The sequence below is a fragment of the Sphingomonas sp. genome (assembly GCF_017744835.1).
In the GTDB taxonomy this organism is placed as follows: domain Bacteria; phylum Pseudomonadota; class Alphaproteobacteria; order Sphingomonadales; family Sphingomonadaceae; genus Sphingomonas.
This window is the reverse complement of the sequence record NZ_JAGIAM010000003.1, coordinates 227,991-242,300: the sequence shown is the minus strand read 5'-3', so window position 1 is coordinate 242,300 and position 14,310 is coordinate 227,991. Positions and strand designations below refer to the sequence as shown.

The window sequence follows — 14,310 nt, the reverse complement described above, 5'->3', positions numbered from 1 at the left end:
AAGCGCCTGCCGTGATGGGGCTTTTCACGCTGGCGCTGCCTGTTCCCCGATCAGGCGCCGATCAGGCCGTGCGCCGTCAGATCCTCGATGAGCGCCTTGAGCCGCTCGGCGAGCTGCTGCACGGTGAGGCTGCTTGAAGCGCTGTCGAACGCGGCTTTACTCGAGGGACCGGCAGGCAGGGCCCAGCCGGTCCGGCGTGCGCCCACCACCGGCTTCCCGTCGACATGATATTCGTGCGACGAGGTCGTAGGCGAAGCGCCCGAACCGACCCGCGCGCCGATCCGCGTGAAATGAGTCTCCTTGCCGCTGGGCCAGTCGGGATTCCCGTTCACGAAGACAATGCTGCCGGGTTCGAGCGGCTGGTGGCCGGGATCGTTGGTCACCACGTCCACATAATGTGCGCCGTTGGTCATTGCCGCGACGCTGCTGAAGTCGATCACCGTACCTCGCGATCCGGCGAAGGTCAGCAGGTTCTTGTCGGCATCGGGATTGATGATCCGCGGGGCGATGACCGTGAGTTCAAGGCAGCGCTGGAAATAGAAGGGGAGCCCGCCGCCTTCATGGCCGCAGCCGATCAGCTGGAGCGCCACATTTGCCGCCGTCGGGCCGTTCCAGTCGCCGAGCAGGTAAAACCCGATGCCGCCATGACCGCTCGGGGCCTGCGAGACGCAATTGATGAAGCTGGAATAGGCGAGCGCGCCGACCTGGAATCCGTAGCTCGCCGATTCGTTTGCCCAGCAATTGGTGAAGGTCGTCGATGTGCCGGACTGGCCATCGGGAGAGGCGGCCACAAGGAAGCCGATCTCGCATCGGAAGGCATAGATATTCTCGATCCTGCTCCACATCGGCATCTCAATGTTCATGCCGCAATAGAGATACTTCAGGACGACGCTGCTGCTGTTGTTATAGGCGAAGGATTGCAGACCGCTACGTCCCGATCCTTCGCTGTCGCTACCGAGCACGGCGCCGTCGAGCGTCATGCTCTCGCACCAGCCGGCACCGCTCGTATTGGTCGTGAACCCGTCGACGTCGATCTTGGCGTTGAGCATATACTCGCCACCGGCGCCGCTCGAATAGGCTTTGAGGACCGTTCCCGAGGTACTCTCCCCGACGACCTTGATCCTGCCGATGCCGATGCTCGTGACATGATACAGGCCGTTCGGGACGAACAGCGTTCCCATCTCCATTTCAGGTGCGAGCTCGCCGAAAGCGGCCTGGGCGGCGAGCTGGAAATAAGAGGTGAGGTCGTCGGTGTTGACGCCGTCCTTGATGCCCTGATGCATCGCCGCCGGAATGTAATCCAACACGGAAATCGTCATTAGCTGGTCTCCTTTTTGCTCCGAAGATCGGAACAAAAGGTGAACTATGCCCCAAAATCCAACATTGCAAACAGGAAAAACGCGCCGCTTGTCGGCGCCATTCAGCGCTGCGAACCGTAGCTCGCAGCGGGAGGCTGCACCGTCGGCGGATTGATCCAGGGATGCGCGCCGCCGCCCAGCACGGTGGTGACACGGCCGGCGGCGAAGCTGATCGCGACGCCGCCGGTGGTCGCCAGCGTGGTGCGGTCGAGCGCGAGCCAGCGCGGGGTGCAGCCGGGCGGCAGGCGGCGATCGCTGACCATGATGTCCGCTGCGGCGCACAGGTGCATCATTTCCTTCCAGGGCACGAGATAGCTGCTCCGCGTCGCCACGACGCGCCAGCTTCGCTCGCCTGAGCGGAAGTCGACCAGGCAGAGATCGGGGCTGCAGCGCGCGTCGGGACTCGACACGAGCTCGTCGAGCGTATCGCCGGCACCGCTGTTCTCGCCGAGCATCGAGCGGACATAGTCCCCGGCGCGCTCGCGAAGCAGCGCGAAGCCACCGTCGCGCGTGCGGATCGCGAGGTGCCGGCCATCGCCGGTCACGAGCAGGTCAGGCGCGGGGGTGAGCAGCGCCCAGACGAGGCCCGCTGCCAGCGGGAGCGCGCCCGCCCAGCGCACTCGCGTCCGCCACAGCGCGATCCACAGCCCGCCGGCGAGCATCGTCGCATAGGCGCCGACCGGCATCGCGGGCAGCGCCGCCATCGCGCCGGGCGCCGCGGCGGTCAGGTGCGCGAGCCAGAGCAGCAGATCGAGCGCGCGTGCGGTCAGCCACCAGAAGGGCATTCCCGCTCCCGCCGTGTCGAAGAGCAGCGCCGCGGCTTCGAGCGGCATGATGACGAAGGTGGTGAGCGGTATCGCGACGATATTGGCGAGCGCACCGTAGAGGCCGGCCTGGTGGAAATGGAACAGCGCGATCGGCATCAACGCGAGTTCGACCACCATCCCGGTGAGCAGCAGCGACCCCGCATGCCGGAGCAGCCGGGCGGCAAGCGATTCCTCGCGTCGCGCGAACCAGCCGCGGATCCGGGGGCTCTCGTGCAGCGCGACGATCGCAGTGACCGCGGCGAAGCTGAGCTGGAAGCTGGGGCCCGCCGCTGCCTCGGGCCAGAGCAGCAGCACCGCCACCGCGCCGGCGGCGACCAGCCGCAGCGTGATCGCCTCGCGGCCCAGGCTGAGCGCGAGCAGCACGAGCAGCGCGGCGATGCACGAGCGGACCGTGGGAACCTCGGCGCCGGTGAGCAGAGTATAGCCGATCGCGGCGAATGCCCCCGCCCCCGCCGCCACGAGCGGCAGCCGCCAGCGGAGTGCGAGCGTGGGGCTGAGCGCGAGCAGGCGGAGCACGATCAGCATCGCCGCCGCGGTCACCGCGCTGACGTGCAGCCCGCTCACCGAGAGGAGATGCGCGAGGCCGGAGCGCTGCATCGCCTCGGCATCCTCGTCCGAGATCGCGCCGCGGTCGCCGGTAGCCAGCGCGCTCGCGATCCCGCCGCCGCTGCCTTCGACGCGCGACTCGATATGCGCCGAGAGCCGGGCGCGGAGATCGGTTCCCGGCGCGCTGCCGGGGCGGATCAGCGCGACCGGAGCGAACCCCTTGCCGCTGGCGCCGAGGCCCGCGAACCAGGCCAGGCGTGCGAAATCATAGGCGCCGGGGACCGCGGGCGGCGCGGGAGGCATCAGTCGCGCCCGCAATCGGATCACGGCGCCCCGCCCCAGCTCCGCCGGCGCGTCGCTCTCGGCAAGGTTCACGCGCACCCGCGGTGGCAGCCCGGCCCCGGCGCGCGGCGCGAGCGTGACGCGGACCATGTCGCGCGCAGGCAGCGGCTCGACTAGCTCGACTTCGCCTTCGAAGGCGACGATCGCCGGTCGGGCGAGCACCGGGGCAGCGACTCGCTCGGCGCGCCACCACACCAGCGCGCAGCCGAGCGCCATGGCGAGCGCGGCGATAGCGATCGCGCGCGGTGCCCGGCCGATGCCCGGCACGGCGAGCCCTGCCACGCCCAATCCACCCGTCGCGCAAAGGAACGCCAGCCAGCGCGCCGAGTCGGGAAGCAGGAACCAGGCGGCAATTCCGGCGGCGAGCATCACCGGCAACCACAGCACGAGCTGCTCGCGCTCGGCCTCGAGCCAGCGCTCGATCGCCCAGCCCGCGTGGCGAAGCGCCGCCCCCGCCCCCATTTGAAGGGAGGATAACCCCGTGCTAGGGGCCTCGGCGGCTGAGCTGGCCATCGACCATCAATTCTGGGAGCATGCGCGGTTGAGCGCAATATCTGATACCGGCGCCGAAACGAGCGTCGTCACCCGCTTCGCGCCTTCGCCCACCGGGTTCCTCCACATCGGCGGCGCACGCACCGCGTTGTTCAACCTGCTGTTCGCGCGCAGGCACGGCGGCAAGTTCCTGCTGCGCATCGAGGATACGGACCGCGTCCGCTCGACCCAGCCGGCGATCGACGCGATCCTCGACGGGATGCGCTGGCTCGGGCTCGATTGGGACGGCGAGGTCACCTACCAGTTCTCGCGCGCCGCGCGCCACGCCGAGGTGGCGCACCAGCTCCTCGCCGCGGGCCATGCGTATAAATGCTTCGCGACCGCCGGGGAGCTCGAGGCGATGCGCGCCGAGCAGAAGGCCAACAAGCAGCCGCTGCGCTACGACGGCCGCTGGCGCGATCGCGACGCGAGCGAGGCGCCCGAGGGCGCGCCCTTCGTGATCCGGCTCAAGGCGCCGCGCGAAGGCAGCGTGACGATCGAGGACCGCGTCCAGGGCGCAGTCACGGTCAACAACGCCGAGCTCGACGACTTCGTCCTGCTCCGTTCGGACGGCACGCCGACCTATATGCTCGCAGTGGTGGTCGACGATCACGACATGGGCGTCACCCATGTCATCCGCGGCGACGACCATCTCAACAACGCCTTCCGCCAGCTGCCGATCTATCGTGCCATGGACTGGCCCGAGCCGACTTATGCGCACATCCCGCTGATCCACGGCGCGGACGGGGCCAAGCTCTCCAAGCGCCACGGCGCGCTGGGGGTCGACGCGTATCGCGACGAGCTGGGCATCCTGCCCGAGGCGCTGTCCAACTATCTGCTCCGGCTCGGCTGGGGCCATGGCGACGACGAGATCATCAGCCGCGAGCAGGCCACCGAGTGGTTCGATCTCGCGGGCGTCGGCAAGTCACCATCGAGGTTCGATCTGAAGAAGCTCGAGAACCTTAACGGCCATTATATTCGCGAAGCCGCAGATGCCCGGCTCGCGGATCTGGTCGCCGCGCGGCTCGGTTTCGAAATCAGCGACTCGCAGCGCCATCTTCTGCAGCGCAGCATGGCCTTCCTGAAGCCGCGAGCCGCGAATCTCCTCGAACTCGCCGAAGGAGCGATGTTCCTTTTTCGCACACGCCCACTCGAATTGGACGAGGGCGCCAAGGCTCTGCTAGAGGGCGACGCGCGAGCCCTGCTGGCCCGACTCCACGCCGCGCTTGACGCGAGCGTAAGCTGGGATACGGAGACGCTCGAAGCGGCGGTACGGACCGTCGCCGACGATGCGGGCGTGAAGCTCGGCGCGGTCGCGCAACCGTTGCGCGCGGCGCTGACCGGGCGACGCACCTCACCCGGCATCTTCGACGTTCTGGCGCTGCTGGGACGCGAGGAGAGCCTGGCACGCATCGCCGACCAGATGACCGTGCCCGCCTGAAAATCGGGTCATAGAAGGAAGACGAGAATGAGCGATACCGCGAAGCTGCAGGTTCCGGGGAAGGATGTCGAATACCCGATCCTCTCGGGCAGCGTCGGGCCGGACGTCGTCGACATCCGCAAGCTCTATGGCCAGACCGGCATGTTCACCTACGACCCCGGCTTCACGTCGACGGCGTCGTGCGAATCGGGCCTGACCTACATCGACGGCGACGAGGGCGTGCTGCTCCACCGCGGCTATCCGATCGGCCAGCTCGCCGAGCATTCGAGCTTCATGGAAGTCAGCTACCTGCTGCTCAACGGCGAGCTGCCGAGCCAGGAAGAGCTCGACAAGTTCACCCACACGATCACGCGCCACACGATGCTGCACGAGCAGCTGGCGACCTTCTACCGCGGCTTCCGCCGCGACGCGCACCCGATGGCGGTGATGTGCGGCGTGGTCGGCGCGCTCTCGGCCTTCTACCACGACTCCACCGACATCACCGATCCGCAGCAGCGGATGATCGCCAGCCACCGGCTGATCGCCAAGATGCCGACGATCGCGGCGATGGCGTACAAGTACAGCATCGGCCAGCCGTTCCTCTATCCGAAGAACGACCTGTCCTACACCGGCAACTTCCTGCGCATGACCTTCGGCGTCCCCGCCGAGGAATATGAAGTGAACCCGGTGGTGGAGAAGGCGCTCGACCGGATCTTCATCCTCCACGCCGACCATGAGCAGAACGCCTCGACCTCGACCGTGCGGCTCGCCGGCTCGTCGGGCGCCAACCCGTTCGCGTGCATCGCGGCCGGCATCGCCTGCCTGTGGGGCCCGGCGCACGGCGGCGCCAACGAGGCGGCGCTCAACATGCTCCATGAGATCGGCCGTCCCGAGCGCATCCCCGAGTATATCGCGCGCGCCAAGGACAAGAACGATCCGTTCCGTCTGATGGGCTTCGGCCACCGCGTCTACAAGAACTACGACCCGCGCGCGACCGTCATGCAGAAGACGGTGCGCGAGGTGTTCGCGGCGCTCAAGGTCAACGATCCGGTTTTCGACGTGGCGCTCCAGCTCGAGGAAATGGCGCTCAAGGACTCCTACTTCATCGAAAAGAAGCTGTTCCCGAACGTCGACTTCTATTCGGGCGTGATCCTCTCGGCGATCGGCTTCCCGACGACGATGTTCACCGCGCTGTTCGCGCTCGCCCGCACCGTGGGCTGGGTCGCGCAGTGGAACGAGATGATCTCGGACCCCGAACAGAAGATCGGCCGTCCGCGCCAGCTCTACACCGGCCCGACGCAGCGCGACTACGTGCCGGTCGGCCAGCGCTGAGGCGACGCGCCGCGCCGGCCCGGGGTCGGCGCGGCTCCGCCCGTGAAGGGTTTGGGTGGGCCCTAACTTCCCACTTTTCCCGCGTTTTCGGCAATTTCGTTACGCGCGGATGTAATGGAATTTCGTGAGCCGGCATGGAGCGCGCGCTCGAGCCATCTCCACTGGAAGTGGACTCCCCGCTGGAAGTGGACAAAGTGCACACCCTCCCCCGGGGTTTTCGCAAGCGTGTTGCTGTCGGTGCGGCGGAGCGAAGTTCAGTAAAGTTCAGGCGGTCGAAGAGTTCGCGGCCTTGCTCGACGGTTTCAAGTTTCAAAGAGTGCGGTCGGTCCCCAGTAGGCGGAGAGCCTGGCAAGCAAGCAAAATCCCGCCTTTAGAAGGGGCTTGCACCGCCTCAGCGGAAAGTCCGTACTTGGTGGAAAGCGGAACTAAGCGCGCCCTTGCGCTAGGATCGTTGACAACTCTTGCAGGCCGTCAGGCGCGAACTCCCAAAAGGAAGACATATCACCGGGAAACCGCCGTTGCATGTCTGCGAGCACTGGTCTTGCGTCCGGCGCAGATAAACGGAGCAGCCATGGTCGCAATGTCATTCCCGCTCGCGCCGCGCCGCACAGCACACCTTCCCCATCCGTGCCGATCCAGCCCTCATCAGGTTCGGCCATGTCGCTTTTAAGGGCTATTTCGAACCAAGCATCGACGAATCTCTCGATCGCGCGCTGCTCGTTCGGTGCCCATGACCGCCAGTCCGCAAGTGAGAGTTTGCCAAGCACGATTTCAGGATCGTTGGCATTCCCCGGATCGGAGACTGACACGTCCAGGATACGAGGCAGCAGATAACGGAAGTCCTGCTTGTCCCCGATCGTCAGTAACGCGCCAGACACGTAGCGCCAGAGGGCCTGTCCTGTGATTTGTCGGAGCGGTGTCGTGAGCAGGACGTCAGTGCCGCGCGTCGAGATGCAGCATGGGCAGCCTTCGATTGCCGACGGCGGCGGTGTCTCAAACGTACGATAGAGCACCTCAACCGCTTGGCGAACGCGCTGATCCGCTTCGGATGTTGCCCTACGATCCATTCGTGCAACCTGACGAGTCACGCTACCCAAGGCAACGGCAGTGATTAGGTGGAACGTCCGCTAATCGGGCGTAACCCGCGATCATCCTTGCCGCGCTCGCGCCGACCTGTTTAACCCGCGCCAACGCCTCGGACGGGTTTAGGTCGCGCTGTCGGCCGTGAGTTCGGTGCATCGGCGCGCTGCGAAGCTGCCTCCGGAAGTTGACAAAGTTGACACTCTCCGCGGGTTTTTCGGCGTGCCGATCCGCGGGATGAGGCGCGGCGGCCGCATGCCGAAGTCCAGTAAGGTTAAACGGTCGACTGGTGGCACCAGGGCCGACGGGTTCAAAGAGCGCCGCCGCTCCGAAGTCGGCGGAGTGCCAACGAAGCAAGCGAAATCCTACATTGCAAGATGGGTTTTCCGGCTTGCGGGGACGGGCCGGAAATGGTGGTCGGCCGCCATTGACAGCTGAAGTAATTGGACCATCATTTCCGTTCAGGGAGGAGTGATCATGGGCATTTACAGGTGGTCGATGAAGCATGCATCGATGGTCCTGTTCGTGATCAGCGCAGGCATCTTCCTCATCGGCTTTGGCCAAGCGCTGCTACTGCTCAAGGATACCGGGGGTGATTCCGTCATCGGCGGGAAGCCGATCAGCGCGGAATTGACGTCCATTCTCATGTTTCTGCTTCGAACGTTCGGCACCCTGAGCTCGGCTGCCATCCCGTTCATCGGCGCGGTCGCAATCAATCGCTGGGACGCCCTACAGGCTGCGTCGCCGTCCTCCCTTTCCGTCATTCGCCGCTGACGCGGCGAATGCCACCACCGCCCTGGCGGCGGAGGATTGCGGGAGAGTCTGCGTCCTACTTGTTCCGAACCAGCGCCGCGAGCAGGTCGTAATAGGCCGCCAGCTCGACGAGCTTCTCGAACTCGCAGCCCAGACGGCCGCCCAACGACCAGCGGACTTCGGCGGCGATGGTGCCGACGGCGGGGAGCGTCACGCGGATGCGGTCGCCCGCCTGGAGCTCCTGGTCGCAGCGCGCCATCAGGCCGTGGGGCGAGATGTTGACGATCAGCAGCGCGAGCGGCTTGCCGTCCGCCGCCTGGGCGCGCGCGCGATAGTGGACGTCTTCGCGCTCTACGCGCCGCGGATCCGAAAACGCCAGATTTTCCCGCCCAAAGCCCATACTTCGGCCCCCATGGATACCGGACCGAAGCTAGGCAATGGACGTAAAGGTCCAGCCAACGAAGCTGCTTAACAGCGGCTTACGCGGGATTAAGGATACCGTGGTGCTTCTTGCCGGCCGAAACGCGCACCGGCGCGGCGACGGCGACGAGCTGCGCCTCGTCCTCGACCTTCTCGCCCTCGACACGTGCGCCGCCGCCCTTGATCAGCCGGCGCGCCTCGCCCTTGGAGGCGCAGAAGCCCAGGCCGACGAGCGCGTCGACGATGGCGATGCTGCCACCGGAGACCGAGAGGCTGGGCAGCGCTTCGCCCGCGGCGCCTTCCTCGAAGGTGCGGCGCGCGGTCTCGGCGGCTTCGACCGCCGCCTCGGCGCCGCGGCACATGGCGGTGGCTTCGTTGGCGAGGATCTTCTTCGCCTCGTTGATCTCGGCGCCCTCGAGCGCCTCCAGCCGCGCGATCTCGTCGAGCGGCAGATCGGTGAACAGGCGGAGGAAGCGGCCGACGTCGCGGTCGTCGGTGTTCCGCCAGAACTGCCAATAGTCATAATGCGAGAGCTGGTCGGGGTTGAGCCACACCGCACCCGACATGGTCTTGCCCATCTTGCCGCCGTCGGCGGTGGTGATCAGCGGCGTGGTGACGCCATAGACCTCGGCGCCGTCGACGCGGCGCGCGAGCTCGATGCCGTTGACGATGTTGCCCCATTGGTCCGACCCGCCCATCTGCAGGCGGCAGCCGGCGCGGCGCGACAGCTCTAGGAAGTCATAGCCCTGGAGGATCATGTAGTTGAACTCGAGGAAGCTGAGCGACTGCTCGCGATCGAGCCGCAGCTTGACCGAATCGAAGCTCAGCATCCGGTTGACCGAGAAATGCCGGCCGATGTCGCGCAGGAACGGGATGTACTCGAGCTTGTCGAGCCAATCCGCATTGTCGACCATCACCGCGTCGGTGGGGCCGTCGCCGAAGGTCAGGAAATTCTGGAAGACCGTCTTGATCGAGGCGATGTTGCTCTTGATCGACTCGTCGGTGAGCAGCTTGCGCGCCTCGTCCTTGAAGCTCGGGTCGCCGATCTTGCCGGTGCCGCCGCCCATCAGGACGATCGGCTTGTGCCCGGCCTGCTGGAGCCGGCGGAGCAGCATGATCTGCACCAGGCTGCCGACGTGGAGCGACGGCGCAGTGGGATCGAAGCCGATATAGCCCGGCACCACCTGCGTGCTGGCGATTGCGTCGAGGCCCTCCGCATCGGTGACCTGGTGGATGTAGCCGCGCGTCGAGAGCAGGCGGAGCAGATCGGACTTGTATTCGGTCATGGTGCGCGCCGCATAGCGGAGCCGAGGGGCAGTGTCATGCCTGTGGCGCAGCCGACACGCATGCCGCGCCCGAACTTGCCGCATAGGCATTGAGGATGGCCGCGATCAGGCCCGGATAGCGCGCATCCACTTCGCCGCAGCGCGAGGTGTTGCGCATCTCCACGCCCTGCCGCTCCGAACGGATCAGCCCGGCCTCGCGGAGCACCTTGAAATGCTGCGAGAGCGAGGACTTGGGGATCACCCGGTCGCCGATATTGGCGAAGACCGAGCATTTGCTGACGGAATCGACGCCCGCGATCCCGGCGAAGATCGCCACGCGCGCCGGATCGGACAGCGCGTGCAGGATCGCCTCCACCGGAACGTCCTCGATCGAAGGATGAAAGAGCGGTCGCATGAAAATTTAAGTAGGCGCCCTTGACGGGCGGTTCAACAGTTCCGAATTCCTGAACTACGGGACTATGGTGCCATCCCGGCAGCCGGCCCGTGGAGAAGTTCAGCTATGTCGAAGCTCGCAAACAAGGTGGCGATCGTTACCGGGGCATCCAAGGGCATCGGTGCCGGCATCGCCAAGGCACTCGCGGCGGAGGGCGCCGCGGTGGTGGTCAATTATGCGTCGAGCAAGGCCGGCGCGGATGCGGTGGTGCAGGAGATCACCGGTGCGGGAGGCAAGGCGATCGCCGTGCAGGGCGACGTCTCCAAGGCCGATCAGGCACAGGCGCTGGTCGATGCGGCGATCCAGGCGTTCGGCCGGCTCGACGTGCTCGTCAACAATTCGGGCGTCTATGCCTTCTCGTCGATCGGGACCCTGACCGAGGAGGAATATCGCCGGATGTTCGACGTGAACGTGCTGGGCGTGCTGCTGACCACCCAGGCGGCCTCGAAGCACCTCGGCGAAGGCGGCAGCGTGATCAACATCTCGTCGGCGGTCACCAGCATCTATCCGGCGGAGTCGGCGATCTATACCGGAACTAAGGGCGCGGTGGACGCGATCACCGGCGTGCTGGCCAATGAGCTCGGCCCGCGCAAGATCCGCGTCAATGCGATCAACCCGGGCATCGTCGAGACCGAGGGCACCGATGCCGCGGGCTTCACCGGATCGGAGTTCTTCGACGCGATCGTGGCGCAGACCCCGCTCGGCCGACCGGGCAAGCCCGCCGACATCGCCTCGATCGCGGTCTTCCTGGCATCGGACGATGCGCGCTGGCTCACCGGCGAGAAGCTGACCGCCAGCGGCGGGCTGCGCTGAGCGAAGGAAGGGGTCGCCCTGCCCAGCCGGGCATGGGCGACCTGTTCGCGCGGCGGCGGGGATGCTTCGCCATCCCCGCGATTTGCGCTATCGCAGACGCGCATGACGATCCGCGTACCGCTCCAGCGCCATCCCGATTTCCCCTGCTCGCTCGAGCGCATCGAAGTGGAGGTGGCGCGCACGATCGGGCGCGGCGGCGCGCGCAAGCTGCTGCTGACCTATTTCGCCGAAGGGCCGATGCGCACGCTCGTCCTCCCGCGGTGGCGGGGCGGCGGGGGAAAGCGGCGTGACGAGCTGTGGCGCACGACCTGCTTCGAGGCGTTCCTGCGCGTCGAGGGCGAGCCGGACTATTACGAGTTCAACTTCGCGCCCTCGCGCGATTGGGCCGCCTATCGCTTCACCGGCTATCGCGAGGGGATGGCGCCGGCACGCGTGGACGCGGACGAAGTGCAATGGGCGCAGATGCACCCGCCCCGGCCCGGCGAATCGTACAGTTCGGCCGAGCATGACGACTATGGCCGCACGCACGGCTGGCAGAGGGCCGAGGTGGACCTGAGCCAGCTCATGGACCTGCCGGTCGACCGGCCCTGGCGGCTCGGCCTCTCGGCAGTGATCGAGGAGCAGAACGGGCGCAAATCCTATTGGGCGCTGGCCCACCCGCCGGGCGCGCCCGATTTCCACCACGAGGCTTGCTTCGCGCTCGAACTCCCGGCAGCGAGGGCGGCATGAAGTTCGGTATCGATCGCCTGCTCGCCGACCCGTCGCTCCGCGCCCCGCTGGAGGGCAGGCGCGTCGCGCTGCTCGCCCACCCCGCCTCGGTGACGGCGGACCTGACACATTCGCTCGACGCGCTGGTCGCGAGCGGGCTCAATGTCTCGGCGGTGTTCGGCCCGCAGCACGGCGTGCGCGGCGACCTGCAGGACAATATGATGGAGTCGCCCGACTTCACCGACCCGACCTATGGCATGCCGGTGTTCAGCCTCTACGGCGAAGTGCGCCGGCCGACCGGCCAGTCGATGGGCACGTTCGACGTGATGCTGGTCGACCTGCAGGACGTGGGCTGCCGCATCTACACCTTCGTGACGACGCTGCTCTATGTGCTCGAGGCCGCCGCGGAGCATGGCAAGAGCGTGTGGGTGCTCGATCGCCCCAACCCCGCCGGCCGCCCGGTCGAGGGGCTGACGCTGCTGCCGGGCTGGGAGAGCTTCGTGGGCGCGGGACCGATGCCGATGCGCCACGGCATGACGCTGGGCGAGATGGGCGGCTGGTTCATCGATCATTTCAAGCTCGACGTCGATTACCGCGTGATCGAGATGGAGGGCTGGCAGCCCGATGCCGCGCCCGGCTTCGGCTGGCCGCCCGAGCGGCCGTGGATCAACCCCAGCCCCAACGCCGCCAACGTCAACATGGCGCGGGCCTATGCCGGGACGGTAATGCTCGAGGGGACGACGCTCTCCGAAGGCCGCGGCACCACCCGCCCGCTCGAGCTGTTCGGCGCGCCCGACATCGACGCCAAGGCAGTGATCGCCGAGATGCGTCGCTTCGCGCCCGAATGGCTGGCGGGCTGCACGCTGCGCGACCTGTGGTTCCAGCCGACCTTCCACAAGCATGTCGGCCAGCTCTGCTCGGGCGTGTTCATCCATGCGGAGGGGCCGGGTTACGACCATCAGGCCTTTCGCCCGTGGCGGCTGCAGGCGCTGGGGTTCAAGGCGATCCGGCGGCTCTATCCCGACTATGACCTGTGGCGCGACTTTCCGTACGAATATGTCTTCGACAAGCTCGCGATCGACGTGATCAACGGCGGTCCGGCCTTGCGCGAATGGGTCGACGATGCGGGCGCGACGCCTGCCGACCTCGACGCGATCACGCGTGCCGACGAGGCCGCCTGGCTCGAAGCGCGACAGCCGTTCCTTCGCTATTGATTGCGTACGCCGATGCCAGGTTCTAACCACCCCAACATGCTGGCGGGGCTGATTTTCGCGATCGACGAGGCGAGCGACCGGCCGGGCACGCTCGTGGCGACGCTGCCCTTCGGCGGCATGACTCTGCTCGAATACCAGATCCGCCTGCTCGCCTCGGCCGGCGCCGAGCAGGTGCTGATCGCCGTCGGGCGCATGACCCCTGCCCTGCTCGCCGCGGTCAATCGCGCGGGCAGCCGCGGACTTTCGGTCGAGATCGTCCGCTCGGCCGAGGAAGCCGCCGAGAAGATGCAGCCCGAGGCGCGGGTGCTGGTGATGGCCGACGGGCTGGTCACCACCGACCCGGTGCTCGACCGCATGGCGGCCGAGGGCGGGCACGCGCTGCTCGTCACCGACGACGCCGCCTCGCCCGCCGCGATCGAGCGGCTCGACATGCGCGACTGCTGGGCGGGCATCGCTTCCATCTCGGTGGGCCAACTCGGACAGATCGCGCAGATGCCCGAGGATTACGACTTCCAGTCGGCGCTGCTCCGCGTCGCCGCGCAATCGGGCGCCGAGCATGTGCCGCTGACTGCGAGCTGGCTGCGCGGCGGCCATGCCGTCGAGCGCAGCGCCGAAGGACTGGCCTCGCGCAACACCGGCGTGCTCGCCGCGCTCACCGAGCGCCGCAGCGACTGGGCCGACCGCTGGGTCTTCACTCGCATCGCCCGCGCACTGCTGCCCGAGCTGGTGAGCCGCAATGTACCGAGCTGGACGCCCGTCGCGCTGGGCGGCGTGCTGGGCCTGGGCTCGATCGGCGCGATCCTCAAGGGCTGGGAAGGCAGCGGGCTGGCGACAGCACTGTTCGCATGCGCGGGGCTGGCGACCGGATCGGCGATGGCGACGCTGCGCGGAGAGGAGCGGCGCGCACGCGCACTCGAACGCGCGATCCTGGGCCTGTTCGCGCTGGTTGCGCTGGCGAGCGGCTGGATCGAGCGCGGACGGATCGATTCCACGACGCCGCTGGTGCTGGCGCTGGGCGCAGTGGCGGCGCAATTGCTGGTCGAGCGCGCACCCTCGCGGCACCGCCGCTGGTGGGCGAGCCCCTCGGCGCATCTGCTGCTGCTCGCGCCCTTCGCCTTTGCCGGCTTCGCGCACTTCGGGCTGGGTGCGGTGGCGCTCTATGCCTTCGCCACGCTGGCGGCCGCGGTTGAGGGCACGCGCGAAAAGGCTTAGGCTCGCATTAACGAGACCTCGGCTAGTCGGGGATC

The 14,310-nt window shown here is 67.2% G+C and carries 13 protein-coding genes; 7 read left to right on the top strand and 6 right to left on the bottom strand.

All coding sequences use genetic code 11. The features are described 5' to 3' along the window. Positions 1–50: 50 nt before the first annotated feature. Both J7500_RS09045 and J7500_RS09040 read right to left on the bottom strand, forming a co-directional pair. Positions 51–1,319, bottom strand: coding sequence for a hypothetical protein (locus tag J7500_RS09045; protein WP_294061380.1), 1,269 nt, complete (start codon positions 1,317–1,319; stop codon positions 51–53). Positions 1,320–1,420: 101 nt separating this feature from the next. Next, a complete protein-coding gene (locus tag J7500_RS09040) occupies positions 1,421–3,535 on the bottom strand; it encodes a ComEC/Rec2 family competence protein (RefSeq protein ID WP_294061379.1) in 2,115 nt (704 codons plus the stop codon). 79 nt (positions 3,536–3,614) lie between these two features. Between J7500_RS09040 and gltX the strand changes: the two genes are divergently transcribed. After that, the gene (gene gltX, locus J7500_RS09035; RefSeq protein WP_294061378.1) at positions 3,615–5,045 is read left to right on the top strand and encodes a glutamate--tRNA ligase; all 1,431 of its coding nucleotides are present in this window, start codon (positions 3,615–3,617) and stop codon (positions 5,043–5,045) included. A 27-nt stretch (positions 5,046–5,072) separates the two neighbouring features. After that, positions 5,073–6,356, top strand: coding sequence for a citrate synthase (locus tag J7500_RS09030; RefSeq protein ID WP_294061377.1), 1,284 nt, complete (start codon positions 5,073–5,075; stop codon positions 6,354–6,356). Positions 6,357–6,781: 425 nt separating this feature from the next. Here the strand turns inward: J7500_RS09030 and J7500_RS09025 are convergent, their stop codons facing one another. Then, complete coding sequence (locus J7500_RS09025) at positions 6,782–7,369, bottom strand: hypothetical protein (protein WP_294061376.1); 588 nt, start codon at positions 7,367–7,369, stop codon at positions 6,782–6,784. 544 nt (positions 7,370–7,913) lie between these two features. Here J7500_RS09025 and J7500_RS09020 point away from each other — a divergent pair. Continuing rightward, a complete protein-coding gene (locus J7500_RS09020; RefSeq protein WP_294061375.1) occupies positions 7,914–8,210 on the top strand; it encodes a hypothetical protein in 297 nt (98 codons plus the stop codon). Between the two features lie 55 nt (positions 8,211–8,265). Here the strand turns inward: J7500_RS09020 and J7500_RS09015 are convergent, their stop codons facing one another. The 3 genes from J7500_RS09015 to J7500_RS09005 form a co-directional block, all read right to left on the bottom strand. Then, positions 8,266–8,589 (bottom strand): PilZ domain-containing protein, encoded by a 324-nt coding sequence (locus J7500_RS09015; RefSeq protein WP_294061374.1) that lies wholly within the window; start codon positions 8,587–8,589, stop codon positions 8,266–8,268. Between the two features lie 79 nt (positions 8,590–8,668). Then, complete coding sequence (gene tyrS, locus J7500_RS09010; protein ID WP_294061373.1) at positions 8,669–9,895, bottom strand: tyrosine--tRNA ligase; 1,227 nt, start codon at positions 9,893–9,895, stop codon at positions 8,669–8,671. Positions 9,896–9,929: 34 nt separating this feature from the next. Next, positions 9,930–10,289, bottom strand: coding sequence for a helix-turn-helix domain-containing protein (locus J7500_RS09005; protein WP_294061372.1), 360 nt, complete (start codon positions 10,287–10,289; stop codon positions 9,930–9,932). A 105-nt stretch (positions 10,290–10,394) separates the two neighbouring features. Here J7500_RS09005 and J7500_RS09000 point away from each other — a divergent pair, with 105 nt between their 5' ends. From J7500_RS09000 to J7500_RS08985, 4 genes are all read left to right on the top strand, one after another. Continuing rightward, on the top strand, positions 10,395–11,141 hold the full coding sequence (locus J7500_RS09000) for a glucose 1-dehydrogenase (RefSeq protein WP_294061371.1): 747 nt from the start codon (positions 10,395–10,397) through the stop codon (positions 11,139–11,141). A 102-nt stretch (positions 11,142–11,243) separates the two neighbouring features. After that, positions 11,244–11,870 (top strand): DOMON-like domain-containing protein, encoded by a 627-nt coding sequence (locus J7500_RS08995; RefSeq protein ID WP_294061370.1) that lies wholly within the window; start codon positions 11,244–11,246, stop codon positions 11,868–11,870. Further along, on the top strand, positions 11,867–13,063 hold the full coding sequence (locus tag J7500_RS08990) for a DUF1343 domain-containing protein (protein WP_294061369.1): 1,197 nt from the start codon (positions 11,867–11,869) through the stop codon (positions 13,061–13,063). Before J7500_RS08995 ends, J7500_RS08990 begins: the two co-directional genes overlap by 4 nt. Before the next feature lie 12 nt (positions 13,064–13,075). Continuing rightward, positions 13,076–14,275, top strand: a complete 1,200-nt coding sequence (locus J7500_RS08985) for a hypothetical protein (protein WP_294061368.1) — start codon at positions 13,076–13,078, stop codon at positions 14,273–14,275. Positions 14,276–14,310 lie beyond the last annotated feature (35 nt).